The organism is Luteolibacter flavescens (assembly GCF_025950085.1).
Lineage (GTDB): Bacteria > Verrucomicrobiota > Verrucomicrobiia > Verrucomicrobiales > Akkermansiaceae > Haloferula > Haloferula flavescens.
The window spans coordinates 188,668-206,354 of sequence record NZ_JAPDDS010000011.1; the positions used below are offsets into that span (position 1 = coordinate 188,668).

A 17,687-nucleotide genomic window follows, 5' to 3' on the forward strand; every position below is an offset into this window, starting at 1 on the left:
CGCCAACCCTCCATCCATCGTTCGGTGCCACCCAGCAAAGAAACTCCTTCCTACAGTCCTCTCGATCTCATCACCAAGGGAAGTTGGGACCATGCGCTGTTCACCACCTATTCCCTGAGCCTCAGCTTCTACGAGACCCAGCTTCACAAGCTTGGCCTTGCTCGCAACGGTTGCCGGGACATCCGGATTGTTGCGGATGCGGACGGCTACCAGCTTAGTCTGAGCGAAAGGCAATCCCACCGTGTCGGGAACGAGTACCGGCTCACCCCGGCCGCTCTGCCGAACGGGGTTTTTCACCCCAAGTTCATCTGGCTGGCAGGGAAGCAAATCGACCTGGTCCTTCTCGGTAGCGGCAACCTTACATTCGGCGGATTCGGCAGGAACGTTGAATGCCTCGACCAGTTCCGATCGGATCGACACCAGGCAACGTTCGGCGAGATGCGAGGGCTCCTGAAGGCTTGGTCGGCTCGCGCGGACCTGCGGTTCTCCGAGCAGAACTGGCTCGATTTCTGGATCGATAGGGCAACCCGGATTTCCGCAGGATCGCAGGCGTCTGAGCCGACGTTTCCCAAACTTCTCCACTCGACGGACGAACCCATCGGGGTGCAACTCGCCAAATACTTGGCGGATCGGGGGCAAGTCACCGAGGTCCGGTCGCTCTCTCCCTTCTACGACCCCGACGGCGACGGGATCATCACCTTCGCCGAGTTGATCGGTGCACCAAAGCTCTCGATCGGGCTGTTGCCGGGGCGGGACGAGAGTTCCACGTTTCCGTTCACTCGAAACCGGCCAACGTCCGTCGAGATTCAAGCAGCACGCTTCCCCGCACCGGAAGATGGACGGATCCTTCATGCCAAGGTCATCGAGATTCACTTGGCGGATGGCACTTCGCTTCTCCTGACCGGAAGCGTCAACGCCACCAGGAAGTCGCTGCTCACCGCCGACAACATCGAAACCGCCCTTCTACGCCACGCCACTGCCGCGGACGACTCGCCTTTCGGTTGGGCTCCAGCGGAAATCCCGGCTGCATTCAAGACCTCCAAGTTCACCAAAGCCGGACTTGGCACCCGGGTGATCGTCTCCGGGCGCTTGACCCCGGAAGGCCTCCTCAAAGGCCGACTGCTCTCGACCTCCGATCCACAGGGAACTTGGGATGCAACCTTGCAGCGGATTGATGGCACTTTCACCAATCTTTCGATCACGGTGGATTCTGAAGGCGAGTTCTCGGATTCGGTGGAACAGCTTGAACTGTTTCAGGATGCCGCCGGACTCCAGCTTCACGTGTCCAAGGACCAGAGGAGCGGATCGGGCTGGGTAAGCGTGGAGGGACTTCTTCTAGCCGCGCGACGGGGCTTCCTGAGTCCGGCCACACTCATGAAGTTGCTCGGCACGGATCCCGACGAAAGCGACGAGGCCGAATTGCTTCGGTATCTCGCGAACTCTGCCCATCGTCACCTTCCCGCATTTGCGTCACCCATCCAACGCCGGTCGGAACGCGGAGGGAGAAAAACCGATGTCGACCAGGGAGTAACGAGATCGGAAGTACCCATCGGAACGCTCCTCCTCGGGGAATCGTCCGAGAGTCCAGACTCACCGGACGCCAAGGACCGCGCCGAGGAGACGATGCTGAACATCTTCATGCACCGCATCCGCGCCAACCTCCTTCGGCCGAGGCTGAACGAAGAGGACGTGCAGGAGCTGGACGAGATCGCCGACGACAAGGCAGCCGAACGGCAACAAAAGGAGCGCGAGCGAACCCGTAAGCACCTCGTCGTCTCCCTCCGTGACTTTCAGGACAAGCTTCAGCAGCTTGTCACGGAACTACCTTCTGGTGACGAGCGATCTGCCGCACTATGCATGTGGCTCGAAGTTGCCTTCCCGCTGCTGCTCAAGCGTCTCGACGAGCCCGACGAGGCTGAGTCGTTCCTGAGGCGATGGCTCTCCCTGGCAATCTCAGGCCAGCGACATTCAAACAGCACCGATGTCCTCTCCGGCCACATCCTGTCCTCCCTGCTTGTCGTCGCCGCCACCGTGATCGAACGGGAGGACGGCTCACCTTCCGCTGGCAGAGCCCTCGGCCGGCTGCACGAGCAGATGGAATCGTTCTGCGAAGACGCTCCGCCCGGGGAACTTTGTGAGCTACTCGGGATCTTGCTTCCTGAGGAAGCTCCGCTGACCGCTGGGCTCCTGAAGTCGCTCCCGGGAGCACCCGCCCTGTCCGAGGCACTTGCCGCCGTTCTTGGCACCCCCACACCGCGCCAGCAGCTTCGGGCGATCCGCGAAGCATCCTCCTCCGATGTTCTGAAAGTGGCGGAACTCCCCATTCTCAGTCTTCCCGCCGGACAGCAGCTGAGAAACCAGTGTGCTTCGGGACGGCATCCGGAAATCAAGGATCTCGCGCCGGGAAGGGAGAACTGCCCTCATTGTTACTTGAAAATCCCCTCTGCAGCGCTTCACGAGATCCGCCGGGACCGTCTCGGCATCTGCCGCTCCTGCCACAAGTATCTCCTCGCCAGCCTCTGATTCCCCATGGTCCTTGATCTTGATCAGCTTCCTTCCTCCCCTCACTTGGTTCCTGCCTTCAAGTCGGCATTGGCAGGCGTCGATTTCCTGAACCTCCGCCAGGTCAATCTCGACCTGATGGGCGAGTGCATCCCGGGAACGAACAATGCGACCCGGCAGGTCAGGGCCTATAGCCTCATCACCTGGGTCTACTGGGTCTACCCGAAGATCCTTGAGAAGTTGGGCCGCGAAGAGGCCAGGAGCGACGAGCTGATCCATTTCCGGGAGAAAGTGGAGTCGCTCTTCGTGTGGGGGCACAAGCTGGCAGGCCTTTCGGGAGTTCCCGGCATCTCCTCGAAGGTCCCTGCGCCAATCCGTGGACAAGTCGACCTGCGGTTCTCTGCATGGAAGCGTTCCCGTGCTAACACCAGCCTTGAAGCCGCTGTTCAGTACGGCCCCTCCTTGCTGGATCTGGGTGGCCTGGGCCTGATTCGCAAGGTCAGCCCCGGCATCTACGCATGCACCCGCCGGGGCCGGAAGCTTGCCATGGCATTCGACGAGCACCTGAGGAATTGTTCGGACTACGATTTCCTGACCGACCTCTCCAACCTCCAGGGAACCGAAGAGCAGGCGAACAACCTCCTGCCCTTCTGGAGGATCGATCACACGACCCCTGGCGAGTCTCGCGCCTTTCGCTCGATCCTTTGGGATCCGGCTCACGCCGGCGAAGAGTCCGACCGCGGACGTCGGGCTGCGATGATCGAACTGATCCTCGACCTGCTCGCCACCTCTGACAAACCGCTGGATCTGGACAAAATCCGCAAGAGCCTCGCGCTCCCGGAGCTGTGGAGGACAGACCCTCTGTCGGACGCGATGCAGCGTCAAAGCAGATCATGGTTCGCCCTTCAACTGCGCCAGCTCCAGCGGTTCGCGATGGAGTCCCTGATGTCGTGGTTGGAATCGTGTTTGATCGATGGTGGTCACCAGTTGCCGGACGACCTCGTGAAGTTGGCCGAAGAAACCATCGGCGACGACCTGGAGATCGACACAGGCTCCTCCGTGGCTGAGTCCTTGGGAATTGTAAGACGTCCATTCACGTCGGTTCCAGAATTTGGCAAGATGGTCGAAAAGGATCCCGATTGGTTCTCGCCATGGACGTTGTCGGATGAACTAGCCGAAGCCGTTTGGGAGGAAGACGACCGCCGCCTGAGCAGCGCGTTCTACTGTCTGCTGCTCCTGAACCAGTGCCGACCCTTTCTGGAGAATGACGACTTGCTGGAGCGACACCTTGAACAAGGTGGAGCATCCCGTCAGAGCCTCGCCCATTGGTTCCGAATCGTGGACCGCTTCAAAGAGCGGCCACTGAGAGAACTCATCGACTGGACCATCAAGAATCTGATCGTGAGCCAGCACTTGGCCGTCGGCACACAACGCTTCGATGGCGAGAAGATCCGTCTCAGGATGATCCTCGAAGAAGACGGGCTTGAATCACTCGTCACACGCCCTTGGCAACCAGGTCTTACCCCGGACCGGCTCGCCGCTCTCATGTCGCTTCTTGAAGGCTGCCGAATTGTGGTCCAGGACGACCACGGGGCCTTTCGGTTGGTTTGATTGACGAAGTGACGCAAGGAATTTTCACCGCTCGATACAGCGTCAAAGTCAGCCCCGCGCTAGACATCCTCAAGGCGATGTGAAATGCCGCGGCCTGATGGATCCTTCCAAGTAATATGGTACACCCCAAACCCACCAACTGGGATTGGTTTACAAAGCTCAAAATCGTTCATTTCCCAGAGAACCCTTCCCTGATCTGGCCCCAATTCATCCATCGCAGCTTGCATCCGCTCCAATCGAGGAATGGGATCCTCCCCGCGCTCCGTCCTCAAGTGCTCCACGGGGACTCCCTTCACGACCGCCATGATTGGCATCACCTTTGACTCCGCCAATTCAACCACAGCTGGATAGCGGGTTCCAATCGCTTCCACCGCAATCCCAAGCGACTTCAGGGCACTATAGAGCCGGAGGCTCTCCGAAAGGAGCTCGGACCCATAGGCGTTTCCACGCGCGTATGAAGCCGCTTTTCGCTGCGACGGAGTCAGGTAGACTCCGCCGTGCCGGAAGTTGAACCCTCCGCGGGTGATCTCTTGTTGTGCCATCCTCCTGAGAATATCCAGATCAAGCTCCGAAATCGGAAGCTCCTTCATCCGCCCTGCAAGCTCGATCAGCTCCCTCAAGAAGCTGTAGGTTCCGAGTCGCTCGTGAGGATTCACCGCCCCCAGCCCTAATTCGCAGATCGACGGCAAAAACACACTGCTCGTTTGATGGAACAGCGGAATGAGGACGTGGCTTTCGTCGAAGATCTTCATTGCACGAGCATGTTTGCCGACGTGCCTATTCCGGGACGACCCGTTTCAGGTCCCTTTCAATTCGCTCTATGGTGGCGACTTCATCTAGGATTCTTCCAGCGAGCAGCTTGGCTTGTGCGATGGTCAGACGGGCGGCGCTTTCCGCCCGATCGTCCAGTGGGCGATCTCCGACCAGCGGAGCGACTCCAACTCTAACCCAGATACCCGAAACCATCTTGTCGAACGGGTTGGGACCGGACTGTCCTTGCACTTCAACGACCATGTCGCTTCGTTCGGAGCTCGAACCCCGGCGTTTTACATAGCCAGGAGCGGAAATCAAATTGGGGTCTGTGAACATCGTTGGGTTTGGCTCGGTGTTAGTTTCCTACAAAAAGTTGACTTGGCTTCTCAGGGCTTCACTCCCGGGACCCGAGGGCAGGTGATTGCTCCATAGTCCGGGCAGTAGGTCTTGGAGTCGCAGGCCTCACACGTTGGCTCATGGGAAGAGTTTCGCGGCCAGCTCGACATGAGCTTCTTGGTGGTCGCCTTCGCTTCGTTGGCAATGCACACTTCGATTTCGCCGACAGTCTTGTCGAAGGCGGCAAGCGACTTCTGGATCGAGTCCTCGTTGATCGGCACCACCCGGATTGCCCGGGACAGTCGAAAGTCGAACGACAGCAACGGAGGTTCATCACCGTCATGCTTCGCCTTCCAGTTTAGCAGCGTGTCCTCGTCGGCAGATCCAGGCTTCGGGAGCAGCACGTCCCGGCTCCTCGCCTTGCAGGCCTTGCGGAGCGCAAAGAAGTCGGTCTTGGTGGGCACAAGCTCGTTCAGGTAAACCAGCACGCCGGCAATCACGTCCTTGGTCGTGAGCAATCCTCGGAGGTGGGCGTAGGTGTGAACCTGCCAATCGTAGATCTCCTTGAATGAGGTCCCCTTCGGATCGAGGTCGGGGCGTTTCATGCCCTTGTAGTCCACGATCACCTCGAACTCCGGCGGAGGTGCTTTCGGCAGATCCTCCACCACCAGCTCAAGAAGCTTGTTTCCCCTCAGCTTGGGATTCTTGAAAAGCTCAATCTCGGTAACCACGTCGATCACGCCGAGCATCTCGTAGCGTTCGATGTCCCGGCTGATCAGCTTCTTCACGGCATCCGGGAGCGGCCGCGCACCGCGCACCCTGACCTCAGCTTGGTTGATCAGGGGAAACAGAACCGGTCCCAGCTCGTTCACCGCGGCTGTGGCACGTGCCCGGCCCAAGACCTCCGAGTCCTTGTTCCAACAGCGGATGTTCCGAGCAGCCAGCCTCCGATCAATCCGGTCCATGATCTCAACCAGATCCGCCTGCGGCCACGGCGGAACCGGCTTCTTGCCCTCCTTCATCTGCCGGTAGCTCTCCTCCAGCACGGCATGAATGAACTGACCGAACCAGAGCTGAACCGGGTGGGAGGACGGCAGGTTTCCGATCCGTGTGTATCGGTACTGCAAGCCGCATCGCAGGAAACCGAGCAGGTCGCTCGTCAGACTGTAGGACGGCAACGCTTGAATGGGAGGGCGGACGGAGAGAGGCATGGCAACATCAGCAAGCGGTTCCGAAATAATCCCACCGGATCGCATTCAGAACCGGCGCTTCAAAGGAAGGCCTTTGCTTGACCTCATCCCCATGCCGCTGGCTCACGTGTTCACTGAGCTTCCGCTCGATCAGTTTTTCGCCGTAGGCTCCCGAAGCCGCAACCCCGCGATCGATCCCCTTACTCTGATTCCCACGCCTGTTGCGATCTTTCTCCTCAAGCAACGCTCTTAGCTCTGGAGGACTCAGCACAGCTTCAATCAACACGACGCGGGTGGCCGCGCCACCATACTTCGCCCCCCACTCCCCCGCCTTCTTTTGGAGCAAAGCCTGCGGTAGCGGAGCACACAAATATGCCCCCAACGCGTTGGAGTCGAGCTGTAGCGCGAGCATCAACCTAAGGAAATCGAGCTCCAGACCCCTCGGCTTCGAGCCCGTGAGATCCAAATAGGATTTCGCCATTCCGTATACGGTTTTCATCTGTCAAATATCGAAGAACGGCACCTTTCCGGCCCAGTGGTTTTGCTCATCGCGGTCCCAGCCGGTGGCCACGTTTCGGATGGTTCCACGATCCGGGTGGGAACCATCGAGTCCCACAAGCAGCAACACTTCCTCCGGCCTGCTGAAGGCGACGAAGAACTGCCGGAAAAGATCGTCGAAGGCCCGATCGATCGGATCCCGCTTCAATGTCTTCAGCGGGCTGTGGGGCCTCATCAGGTCCTCCAGATTGTGCGGAGTTCCCGGCTGCCGGGGAAACCGTTTGAAGGCATTAGCGAAGTGCCCCTTCGGGAACTTGGATGAAGCTTTGAAATCCGAGCCGACATCGACAATCACCAGCGGGAACTCAAGCCCCTTGCTTTGATGGATGGAGAGAATGCTCAGCCGGTCCCGGGGGAACGCGTCCATCAGCTCTTCGTCAACCTTGGCCGAACCTTCGGCGATAGGTGCGAGGAAATACAGGAGGAGGTGGCCCACCGAAGTCTTCGAGAGCTTGGCGTCCGCCGGATTGGTGATCACCTGGGCTTTGAAGCCGCTCACCTGCTCCGCCGCACCAAGCTGCCGGGCGAAGACCTCGAGATACACCTGCCCCTCCGGGTCGTCATGAAGCTCGGGGAGCCAGTGAACCAGGTCGTAGAGAAGCTCAATGCACGAGACGTAGGTCGGCCACTTCGCCCCGGACTTGTCCGGCTTCCGGTCGGCCCAATGGCTGACGTAGTGGTTCAGCCTGGTATCCGCCTTCGTTGCGACCCTTGGGACAACTGCCGTGCCCTTGAGCCAGTCTTCGGCGAGCGTCGCCCATTGTCCAAACGTCGAGCGGGTCTCGCGTCCCAAGCCTTTCCCGGCCGCATCCTCCGCATCCCCATCCCGATCCAGGCAACAGAGCAGCAGTCCTCCGAGCAGTTGCACGATCCCAATGGACGCGAAGTCCTGCCCGCGAGGGTTGAATGTCGGAATCGGTTCCTTCTGCGCGAGGAGCTCGTCCTTCAGCACCATGGGAAGGCGCGAATCGCCGGCGGCATTCACTTCGCGAGGAGAACTGCACAGCAGCGCGAGATCCCCGACGTCTCCGCCGTTCTTCCGGTCCACCTGGATGACCTTCCCATCCGGCAGCTTATAGCCCCCACCTCGCGTTACCTTATGGATGAATGATGCCAGATCCTCCGCAAGCTCATCAAGGGTTCGGCGGAACATCCCGAGAATGGGGAAGTCCTCCTCCTCACCCGCTTTCGGATTCTTCAACTTCGGCTTTCCGGCCACCCGGACCGCCTGATACTCACGGTCAAGCCTCGCGTAGTCATTGACGAAGCCGATGATCGTGCTGGTGGACCGGTAGTTGGCGTTGAGGAACACCGGGGTCGGGACTTTGGCGAAGCCGCCGACCGACTGGTAGCGGCTCGCAAAGTTGCTGAACAGGTCCACGGTCGCGCCGCGGAACCGATAAAGACTCTGGTCGTCGTCACCCACCACGGTCAGCGCTCCATCGCAGCGCTTGGCTAGCTCGAAATAGAGGCTCTCTTGAAGCAGGTTCGTGTCCTGATACTCGTCGACCAGCACTACCTGGAGTTCGTCGGTGAACTCCTTGAAGCCTCCGGCTCTCAAGCGATCGAGCACCGTCTGCTCCAACTGGGAAAAGTCCACCATCAGTCTCTTGGAAAGCTCTACCGCGTAATCGTCGAGCGCTTCGTCCAGCACCTTTCTCGCGGCCACTTCTTCCTTCGTGGAGCCGGACTTCACCCAAGCCATCCAATCCAGTTGGTCGTGGTGGCGACGGTCCCACATGGTTCGGACCAGCTCGGTCTTGCTCCCGACGTGCCATCCGTATCGGCCGGTGCCGCGGGCGGAGCAGAGAAACTCATCGAGGTCCGGGTCCTGATACCTCCGTTGGCCGCTGGCACCGAACATCCCGTGCCTCAGCATCAGGGTTTCGGCGACGAACTCGTCGGCAAGAATCGGCGGGTCGGTCCCCGGGTCGCGGAAGTCCCGCAGAAGCTCCTCGCAGATGCTGTCGATCGTTCCGGTTCGGATCTGGTTGATATCGACCCTCTCTACCCACATTCGGTCCATCCGGCTCAGGCCGCCATGCTCTAGCAACCACTCCTGCACGCCATAGCCCCAGCCGAGCACCCGCGACCTTAGTTCGGCCGCCGCCTTCTTGGTGAAGGTCGTCGCCAGAATGCCCTTCGGTTCCACCTGGTCCACGAACACCAGCTTCAGCATCCGCATCGTCAGTGTCGCCGTCTTGCCGGTTCCCGGGCCTGCTACGACAAAAAGCGGAGCGTCTTTCGCCGCTTCCACGGCAAGTTGCTGGTTTGGGTTCGGTTTTCGACCGACCTCGTTCAGCGCCTTCAGAAATCCCGAAAAAGACAGCATGTTCTCTATCGTTATCGATCAGTTGGCGCGTCCGTTCGCCAAGGGTGGACAGGCCAGTTTCGTTCGGATCGCGTCGACGAGTGCGTTCGATCGCCGTTCAATGAAATCGCCGTACTTCGCGAAATCCAACAGCTCCCTTGGAATCAGGGCGCGACCCATCTCGCTGTCTGGTACATCGGCGAAATAATCTGAAGGGTTCTTGTCACTTTTGTTTCGGTTCTTGCCACGGGCGAGGATCCAGAAGTTCGCGAAGTGGTTTACCATCTCCTCCTCAACGCCTTCGTCTCGAAGAGTCGCCCGGGGGAAAATGTGATCCACTTCCGGAAGATTGTCGTCATGCTTCACTGCTCCGCCGTTCAAGCCTTGGACCAAGTGAAGCGCCAGAGCGACGTTGGACCAAACTAGATGCTGGTCGATCTCGCTGTGACCATGCCACTGATGAACTCTCGCCGAGATTCGGTCTTCGGGAAACGAGTTCGCACCTTGATCGGCAAGCGGCTTCAGGTCCTGCCGAATTAGGGTGCTAATCCGACTCTCTGCCCAGCGTGAGAGCACCCCGGAGAAGGCTAGCTGGAAGAACGACCGGCGAACCTTTGCTATTTCACTGTTCGGAATTCGGTGCCTATCCAAACGGAAGAAGTAGTAAGCCAAAGGCACCAGCGGCCAGGAACCACCCATGAGGCGGCTCGACTGAACCCAACAATGAGCGGTGACAAAATCCACCATCGCTTCGATCGCCTGGCAACAGCTCTCAAAGTTCTCCCGCAGCTTCTCGACGTTGGACTTCTTACGAAGCAAATCCAACTCGAACCTGGCTCCGAGATCTGAGACCGCGAATAGACACCTGATGACGAAGTCCGTGGTGATGCCAAGCGAATTTCCGGCGTTGATGCGATCGACGAATTCGGGAAGCTCCTCCGCCGACTCCTTCCAGTTCAGCTTTAGCATGCTGAAAATTAAATCGGATCGATTGAGACGGGTTCCCCCAGTGTTCACGCGAACGAAGATCTCCAACACGTCCATGTAGGTCTTCCGTTCCTCGCTGTCGTGGGGAAGGTTCTCGTCGATGATCGAGAGCTTCATCACACTGGTATCCTTCGTCAGCATTTGATCGAAGGTGGCGAGATTCACCCGAACTCGCATCTGGTCTTCTGTCGACAGAGTCAAGTCTCCACAAAGCTTACCAATAAACGCCTCGCGCGACTTAGGTCCCATCGCAAACAGCTCTGAAACCTTCACGCCATGGTAGGGGACGAAGCCCTCCTCCCGTTGATCCGCCGGCTCCTCCATCTCGGACTTCGAATGCCCGTTCCATTCCTTCAATTCGTCGCCTTTTGCGAAGTCGAAGACGAACTTGTGCTCGGAAGTATCGTCACTATCGCGTCCACTCAGGACATCGAAACAAAGCTGCCTGCCATCCAGGCTGCCGAAGATGGCCACGTACAGCGATTGAAGACGCTGCTGACCGTCCAGCACCAGTTGGAGCCGCTGACCCGGCGCACTGTCCTTGAATACCGGCCGCATGCCGCCTTGGTAGTCGCGGATGAACTCGCGGTATGGCGAGGCCTCGTAGGTTTCCCAAAGCAAAGCAATGCCAACGGGATATCCCCGGAGGATAGAATCGAGCAGTCCCTTGATCTGGTCTTCGGTCCACACGAACTCACGCTGGATCGCAGGCAGTACCACCTCGCCGCTTTTAATCTGATTAAGGGTTCCAATTATGCTCATGACTCTCAAACAATGGCCTTCGCCAGTTTCCCCATTTCGTCCGGGTAGAAAATCTCGTCCCACCCCGAGCGAACTAGCGCGTCCAAATCGGATTGTCGCCACGTCCCGTCGACTACGAGGATCAGCTTTTTCACGCCCGGACGGGGGATGAACTTCTTCGATTTCGAGTCCCAACTGTAGCGCAGAGCGACGGCACGGCCGCAGAGCTCCTTTTTTTTGTGTTCCCGACCAGCGTCGGAGCAGGATTGCCAGTTAATGAGAGTAGAATTGGCGATCAGCACGGTTGTCCCACCAGACCTGGGATCGAGTCGAACGCCCTCGGCCTCGGCCCGATGTGCGAAGCATGACCTAGCCGCGACGATTCGCCGGACCTTAACTCCTGCGCTCCCAAGTTGCTTCTCGATCAGGAACTCGTGGGGTGCGAAACCACGGTAAGTCAGGAGCTTTGCCTGAAACAATGTCTGAACGATGGACTCTCGAAGCTCCCGGCCAAAAGTCTTCGGGTCGGGACACTGAATCTTGCCAAGCCGAGTTGAAAGTACCGAGGCCAGGCGAGCGAGATCGTCATCCGAAAAGGCGAAGTTTTGCTTCGAGGGACGGCTGTGCCAATCCCGGATCCCCAAACCAATAGTCTCGCGCGACACCCACCGAATCCTCCCACCTCTCACGGTCTCGACGCTTGCTCGATGAGTTGGATCACTCTTCCAACGATCGAGATCATCCATGATCTTCGCAAGACCGTAAGAGGTTCGAGATGCTCCAAAATTTTTGATCAGCTCGACGAGCAAATGGAAAAGCCAAACCCGTTTGCTCCCCTTGGTCACAAGGGCTGGCGAAATTTCAGATGGATTGGCTTTGCACGCCTTTAACTCAGAGTACAACGACTTGGCCGAAATCATCCGGCTCCAGTTTTTGATCACGTAGTCGAGCTGTATTTCCAAGCTTGGCAGAGTTTCCAAGACGTCAATCCAATCAGCGATCTTCTCGTGCTGGCGCACCTCGTGCAGAGCTCGTAAATCCTCAAATGACAGATGCTGCAACGGCCAGGCAGCCTCAGGATCCGAAATCCGAACTCCCGCGACAGTTGCGGAAACGATCTTCAGCTCGTTCAGAAGTTCAGCCAGGCCCGCCGGAGCATTCCTCGAGAGCGACAGCTTCTTAGGATCAATGAAGCCAAGATCCGGAACGACCATCAGCTTCGACATTCCTCGCCGAAGAAACGTGTCGCGAGCCACGGGTGCTTTTCCCCTCGTCCGCTTTCGCTCCATCTCCCAAATTTCATCCAGCTCTTTGGGCGATTTCTTTTTGAGAAGCGCTTCCAGGTCCTTCGCGAATAATCCGACAAGCCGCTTCAGCTCCTTGTCCGTCTTCGTCAGCTCCCGCAGGTGCTCGACTTTCTCCTCCTTGTCCTTGGGAAAACCTTTCAAGTTCGCATCGATCCACGCCTGGAGGTCGTCACCGTAAGCCCGATCACCCACGAGAAGCTGCCCATCGAAACTCGCCTCCTGAACCTTCTTGAGGTTCTCTTTGATGACGGAGTCGAAGGCTAGGTTGAAGACTTTGGCCGGGGATGGCAGGAAGACTTTTGCTTCCACCAGCTCCCCCATATTTCGCCAGAGCTTCTTTTCCGATTCCTTGGCTGATCCGCTGTGGGTAATGAGGATGCAGATTTCGGGCGCGTTGGCGCTGCGACCGATCGTCAGATCAGGCGTGATCGTCATCGTTTCCGGTCTCTCATCCCAGAATATCCGTCCTTTGAGTTTTTCCGCCGTCTTGAGGTCTTCCAGCGCCAGTTTCGCGAGTGCTTCGTAGGCTTTGCCTTTTTGTTCGCCGGCCATGGTTCAGAGGGTGTCGAAATTGGGCGCTTGAGTAGGCAAAGGGATATCGCGATAGGAAGCCGTGGCAAGAGCCTGCCCTTTGCCCATCACTTGCAGTTCACGCTCGAATCCGGTCAGATCCGCCGAGGCATTGCGGACGGCGGCGCGGCGTTCCTCCTCGTTGCCAAGCGCCATGGTCAGCTCGGTGTTAATCTGGGTGAGGATTCCTTGATCGATTGCCGTAACCTGCTGGCTAATCACGGTCAGGCCGATGCCAAACTTCCGCCCCTGGCGACTGATGTCGCGGAATACGCTGCCAAAGCGAATGCGCTCGGGATTGAGCACACTGGGGGCCTCTTCGATCACCACGTTGACGTAAGGCAGGTCGTCGGTGGAAACGACTCGATCCCCGACCAGATACGGCAAGGCACCGGCCTCGACCCGACTCCACAGCTCGTCCGCGAGAGCCTGCATCCCCGTGTTGCCGGAATCGTCGTCGTTGCCGAGAGCGCTGCGAATCTCGGTTTCGAGGCGAGCGGGATCGTCCGAGCTACGCAGAGCTTTGCGCAGCAGGAAGAGCACCCGTGCGACCACAGTGCTGAACATGAACTGCTCCACCTCCGAGACGAGCGTTGTGTCCACGATGACTACCCGACCCCGTTCCATGGCGACGATGACGTCGGGTAGGATGGAGTCATAGGGCTTGCCGTCGTGGGGCGAGTATTCGGTGAAGATGCGGTTGTTCCCGGCCTGGAGGAAGCCGAGGCGCCGCTTGACCCCATCGATGGTTCCGGGGTGGACGTCGGAACTGCGAGAATCGTTTTCGGCGGCCTCCTTGGTCAGGTCAAAAAGGTCGCGGATCCAGCGGTCTCCGCTTGCCTGCCCCGATGCATCGGGCTGGCTGAAGAAGCGGTTGGAGAACGACAACTGCTGGTCGGTCATTTCGATGACGCTGGCGAGGTCCTGCGGAGTGATGTCCGCCCAAGAGAGCTCCAACGGCCGCTCAAGACCTGGCGTCGCGGGCTGGCGGCCAGTCAGGTAGTAGAAGGGATCGACCAAGTTTTCCCGCTGCCCGGTAGTGTAGCCATGCACGATGCCGCGGATGCCATCCCTCCCGCCGATGCGGTGGTGCCAGGTCTGAAATTCGTCGTGAGGGTCGATGGCCAGGATGGAACAACGCCGGTCCTGACGCTCTCCCGTCGCAACGAGGCGATTGTGATCCATGATGGAGGAAAGAAATACCATCATGGTGTTGCTCTTGCCGCAGCCGGTGCGACCGAAGATCCCCAGATGGTGGCTGAGGGCGTAGGCCGGGAGTTGGACCCTCACTCCGGCAAGTGGAGTTTCCCCGGCAAGGACATCACCGATGTAGAGACCATCGGACCCGAGCTGGCTTTCCATCAGGGTTCGCACTACATCGGCGACCGCGGGATCTCCGGCGTCAACACGATAGACTTCGGTGAGGTGCTCAGGGAGTCGACGGGGGCGATGGAAGGTCCAGACATCGTCGTCTCTCTGCGCGAAACCGAGGACGATGCCTTTTAGCTCGATGAGGTTCTCCTCGGCCAGATCCTGCGAGAGATAAGACCCTAGCATAGTGAGCTTGTTCCTCGCCACGTCGTTCATGTCCAGCGTCCGGTTCATGACGTTGGCGTATTGGGTAGTACGGAAGACGTAGAAGCGTTCGGGGCCGCGTTTGCATGGAAGCAGGAAGAGGTCGCCGACCGCCACGTCGGTGTTCCGGGCGATCACCGTGAGCTGGTGGGTGTTGCTTTCGGCGAGCACGCCGAAGCGCTCACCCAGGGCAGTCTTGAGTGTTTCGAGCGACGGCGGATGGGGGGAGGTTTCAGACATGGCCGGTGGCAGATGAGACATCACGGAAGAGGGAGCGCTTCATGCCTTGGGCGACGGCAGCCTCAATGATCTGCTTCTTGAGGGCGGACCGCTCGTTCATCGAAAGCCGGACCCGGTCGTGGCATGCCTTGATGGGATAGGGGTAGCCGAAGGCCCGCTGGTCATGGCTTGCGTAGTCAAGTTCACCGAAGAGCCGCAGCTCGGCGGCAGCGTCGTCCCTGAGGTTCGTCTCCCAGTAGCGCCGGTCGATATCCATGCGAACGACAGGCGTGTTGCGGTGGAAGCGGACGAGGTAGCTAACTGCGCCAACGGGTGGAATGGTCCGATTTTCGACGAGGGAAATCTGCCAGTCGTCGTGTCCAGGAACGGGCAAGCGCAGGAACCAGTGCTCGGCAATCTTGTCGCCGGTGCCGGAGGCGTTGGCTGCGAGCTGCTCAATGATGTCGATGCAGGGAAGACCATGGGACTTGCTGATGGTCATGAAAACCGTGCCCCGGTCGCGAGCCTCGACACAGCAGAGACGCTTCAGGTGTTCGTAGAAGAGACTGAGCTGCTTCCGGGTGACCATGGGTAGGCTGAGCGTGGTGTCCATCAGCACGTAGCGACAGCTAGCCGAGTGGCAGATCAACCGATAAGCCGCACCGAGTTCCGCGACTGAGCGAAGCTGGATGGCTACATTCGAGGTGTCGGAAGCCGTAGGCAGAATGAGGTTTTCTTCCAACTCAGCGATCCCATGGCTGTGACTGGAGCTGGAATTCTTCAGGTCCTGGTAGTCGGACTGGGCGATGACGGCATCGACGGAAATCCCTGTAAGGTTAGCGAAGGCTTCGAACCAGAACGGCTTCGCGGCGTCCCGGTCCTCTGGCAACCAGACGAGTTCCAAATTTGGATCGGCAACGGAGGCGACTTCGCAGAGTCCGTGTATCGAATCCGTGCGGTAGACCGTGCCACTGGCATTCGCAATGGAGACAAAGGAGTCGCTGTAGGAAAGGCTGGGATAGTCTCCGCTGCCATCCACTCCGCCTATCAGGAATGGTTCCTCGATCGCGGTGGTGTGGCTGAATGCCGTGATGCTGGAGGCGATTTTCGCCGCTTCGTCCTCGTCGATGCGCGCTTTTCCCTCCCACGCACTCATGTCCGCCACCAGCTTGGTCAGCTTGGCCTTGAACTCGTGTCGGTGCTGGAGGGAGGTCGACATGATCAGGTAAGAGTCATCTCCATTTGTGAAGTATTCGAGACGTCCTTGAGGAAAGGGACGTTCTCTCCGGCGAGAACTTTCTGGAGAGCCCGGTAGAAGACCCACGTGTTGTGGAAGCCCCGCCGGCGGTTCCGGTTGTTGCCCCGAAAAATGGCGACTTCGATTCCGTCACGCCGGCAAATGTCGCACTCGCAGCGCTCCCACGGACGGTCCTCCAAGGTGCGACGATAGGCCGGCTCCATGCTTACGCGCTCCTTCGTGACGAACTGGTCGTAGTCCAACAGGGCACCGAGCGCATCCCGAAGGGGCAACTTGTGTTGCCCGTATTCCCTTACCGCTTTGAGCGCCCGTTGCTCCATGGCGAGGATTTTGTCGTCACTCAGCTCGGGGTGATCTCGCATATGCTTCGCGCGAAAGCTCTTGCCCGCCTCGGGGATGCGGAGCGCAGCGTATGGACCATCCATGGAAGCGTAGCTCTGGTGAAGACGCATCCACGCTTGACGAAGGTAGCTGGCGCTATCCACGGACTGCACGCCAGCCTTTGCAAACGTGTCCATCCAATCGAGTCGAGCGATGCCGAAGAGGTGGATCGAGACGTCCTTGGGTATCCGCTCCCGGACCTTGAGGACGATATTAAGAATGTCCGTGGTGGTGCTGCGCACCAGTCCCCCGAGCCCCAAATAGCGATAGCCCATCTTGACGTATTTCTCGGCGGCCTTGGCGTAGCTGACCGGATCCCAACCTTGCACGGCGCCGATAGGCTGCCACTTCAGGCCTGCCTTCTTGTGCTCCCGGAAGAAGTCCGCAGCGTTCTCAATCGTGAGGTCGTAGCGGAACCGCTTCTGCTTTTCGGTGGCTGAAACAATGAGATGATCGACCGAGACCCCGAAGTCGAAATCCAAGCGGGTATAGTAGTCGAGGACATCGTCGGTCGTGTAGGGCGGCACTTCCTCCATGATGTAGTCGAAGGCTCCGCAGTCGCCCATGACCGGGAAATTGCGAGGAACCCGCAGCATGCGGTGCACCCCCATGGCGTTGATCCGCTCTTTCTTCGCTTTGCTCTTCTCCGCCACGGCTCGGGACATGAGCAGCCCATCGTAGTTCGGCTCCGGGAACATCTGATGCGCATAGGTAGCGTGTTCCCAACCGCAGTTCGGTCCCGAGTGCGTGTCGGAAAGGAAATCGTAGTCGGGGTCTACCAGATCATCCCACTCGGGGATGAAGTAGCGGAGTCTTTGCCGGTGCGGTTTGTCCCACCATGACGTCGGAATCTGAATGACCTTGTCGACCGCAGGGTTCGCCCGCATAGGGGGCTTCTTTTCTTGAGAACCCGCGTCTTTCGACACGGGAGTCTTTGCCTTTGCCGGCTTGGAGGAACCCTTCTCCGAATCCTTGCCGGCCCCGGGCTGCTTTTCCAGCCAGTCGAGCAGGTCGAACTTGGGATCGAGAATTCGTTTCAGGACCTCCGGATCAGCGGTGATTCCGCGCAGGAGACGGGCTGCCAGTTCGCCTTTCAGCCCGACCAAACCGCAGGAAAACCGCTTCGCCTCCGGGTTCGAGATCGGCACGACCCTGACACGCTTCACGGCCGGCAGCTTCTTCGCCATTCCGGTCCCGCAGAAAAGGACCGTCGGTCCTCTAAAATCGACCGAATCGTCAAGCGCGCAGGCCTGAAGGTAATTGTCCCCCAACAGGATCAGGCCGAGGTCATACTTCCCGGCGACGGTCCTCCGGAAGTCCGCTGGCACGCTCAAGGCATCCGCCCATCCCCGAAGTTCCTTCGACTTCATGGTGGCGAAGGTGACTTC

At 58.9% G+C, this 17,687-nt stretch carries 11 protein-coding genes; 2 read left to right on the plus strand and 9 right to left on the minus strand.

The genetic code is table 11. From position 1 onward, the window contains the following. Nucleotides 1-24 precede the first annotated feature (24 nt). Entirely contained in the window at nucleotides 25-2,523 is a 2,499-nt protein-coding gene (locus tag OKA04_RS18420; protein ID WP_264502673.1) for a phospholipase D family protein, read from the plus strand. A gap of 6 nt (nucleotides 2,524-2,529) precedes the next feature. Beyond that, nucleotides 2,530-4,113, plus strand: a complete 1,584-nt coding sequence (locus OKA04_RS18425) for a hypothetical protein (protein WP_264502674.1) — start codon at nucleotides 2,530-2,532, stop codon at nucleotides 4,111-4,113. A 59-nt stretch (nucleotides 4,114-4,172) separates the two neighbouring features. On the opposite strand, the gene OKA04_RS18430 is transcribed toward OKA04_RS18425, so the two are convergent. The 9 genes from OKA04_RS18430 to dpdA all read right to left on the minus strand — a co-directional run bounded on the left by OKA04_RS18430 (nucleotide 4,173) and on the right by dpdA (nucleotide 17,669). Beyond that, nucleotides 4,173-4,865 carry a hypothetical protein gene (locus OKA04_RS18430; RefSeq protein WP_264502675.1) on the minus strand — a complete coding sequence of 231 codons (693 nt, stop codon included), beginning with the start codon at nucleotides 4,863-4,865 and terminating at the stop codon, nucleotides 4,173-4,175. Between the two features lie 387 nt (nucleotides 4,866-5,252). Further along, entirely contained in the window at nucleotides 5,253-6,413 is a 1,161-nt protein-coding gene (locus tag OKA04_RS18435) for a PD-(D/E)XK nuclease family protein (RefSeq protein WP_264502676.1), read from the minus strand. 7 nt (nucleotides 6,414-6,420) lie between these two features. Then, nucleotides 6,421-6,891, minus strand: coding sequence for a hypothetical protein (locus tag OKA04_RS18440; RefSeq protein WP_264502677.1), 471 nt, complete (start codon nucleotides 6,889-6,891; stop codon nucleotides 6,421-6,423). A 3-nt stretch (nucleotides 6,892-6,894) separates the two neighbouring features. Then, a complete protein-coding gene (locus tag OKA04_RS18445) occupies nucleotides 6,895-9,282 on the minus strand; it encodes a DEAD/DEAH box helicase (protein ID WP_264502678.1) in 2,388 nt (795 codons plus the stop codon). An 18-nt stretch (nucleotides 9,283-9,300) separates the two neighbouring features. Next, nucleotides 9,301-11,010, minus strand: a complete 1,710-nt coding sequence (locus OKA04_RS18450) for a DUF262 domain-containing protein (protein WP_264502679.1) — start codon at nucleotides 11,008-11,010, stop codon at nucleotides 9,301-9,303. A gap of 5 nt (nucleotides 11,011-11,015) precedes the next feature. After that, nucleotides 11,016-12,848, minus strand: a complete 1,833-nt coding sequence (locus tag OKA04_RS18455) for a hypothetical protein (RefSeq protein WP_264502680.1) — start codon at nucleotides 12,846-12,848, stop codon at nucleotides 11,016-11,018. 3 nt (nucleotides 12,849-12,851) lie between these two features. Next, on the minus strand, nucleotides 12,852-14,681 hold the full coding sequence (locus OKA04_RS18460; RefSeq protein ID WP_264502681.1) for an ATP-binding protein: 1,830 nt from the start codon (nucleotides 14,679-14,681) through the stop codon (nucleotides 12,852-12,854). Then, complete coding sequence (locus OKA04_RS18465) at nucleotides 14,674-15,879, minus strand: hypothetical protein (protein ID WP_264502682.1); 1,206 nt, start codon at nucleotides 15,877-15,879, stop codon at nucleotides 14,674-14,676. The genes OKA04_RS18460 and OKA04_RS18465 overlap by 8 nt, the downstream gene beginning before the upstream one ends. A 2-nt stretch (nucleotides 15,880-15,881) precedes the next feature. Continuing rightward, complete coding sequence (gene dpdA / locus OKA04_RS18470) at nucleotides 15,882-17,669, minus strand: tRNA-guanine transglycosylase DpdA (RefSeq protein ID WP_264502683.1); 1,788 nt, start codon at nucleotides 17,667-17,669, stop codon at nucleotides 15,882-15,884. Between the last annotated feature and the right edge of the window lie 18 nt (nucleotides 17,670-17,687).

Bases quoted from the DNA above. Each gene is read 5' to 3' on its own strand.
- OKA04_RS18425 (WP_264502674.1), top strand. From the start codon at position 2,530: ATGGTCCTTGATCTTGATCAGCTTCCTTCCTCCCCTCACTTGGTTCCT.
- OKA04_RS18430 (WP_264502675.1), bottom strand. From the start codon at position 4,865: ATGAAGATCTTCGACGAAAGCCACGTCCTCATTCCGCTGTTCCATCAA.
- OKA04_RS18435 (WP_264502676.1), bottom strand. From the start codon at position 6,413: ATGCCTCTCTCCGTCCGCCCTCCCATTCAAGCGTTGCCGTCCTACAGT.
- OKA04_RS18440 (WP_264502677.1), bottom strand. From the start codon at position 6,891: ATGAAAACCGTATACGGAATGGCGAAATCCTATTTGGATCTCACGGGC.
- OKA04_RS18445 (WP_264502678.1), bottom strand. From the start codon at position 9,282: ATGCTGTCTTTTTCGGGATTTCTGAAGGCGCTGAACGAGGTCGGTCGA.
- OKA04_RS18450 (WP_264502679.1), bottom strand. From the start codon at position 11,010: ATGAGCATAATTGGAACCCTTAATCAGATTAAAAGCGGCGAGGTGGTA.
- OKA04_RS18455 (WP_264502680.1), bottom strand. From the start codon at position 12,848: ATGGCCGGCGAACAAAAAGGCAAAGCCTACGAAGCACTCGCGAAACTG.
- OKA04_RS18460 (WP_264502681.1), bottom strand. From the start codon at position 14,681: ATGTCTGAAACCTCCCCCCATCCGCCGTCGCTCGAAACACTCAAGACT.
- OKA04_RS18465 (WP_264502682.1), bottom strand. From the start codon at position 15,879: ATGTCGACCTCCCTCCAGCACCGACACGAGTTCAAGGCCAAGCTGACC.
- dpdA (WP_264502683.1), bottom strand. From the start codon at position 17,669: ATGAAGTCGAAGGAACTTCGGGGATGGGCGGATGCCTTGAGCGTGCCA.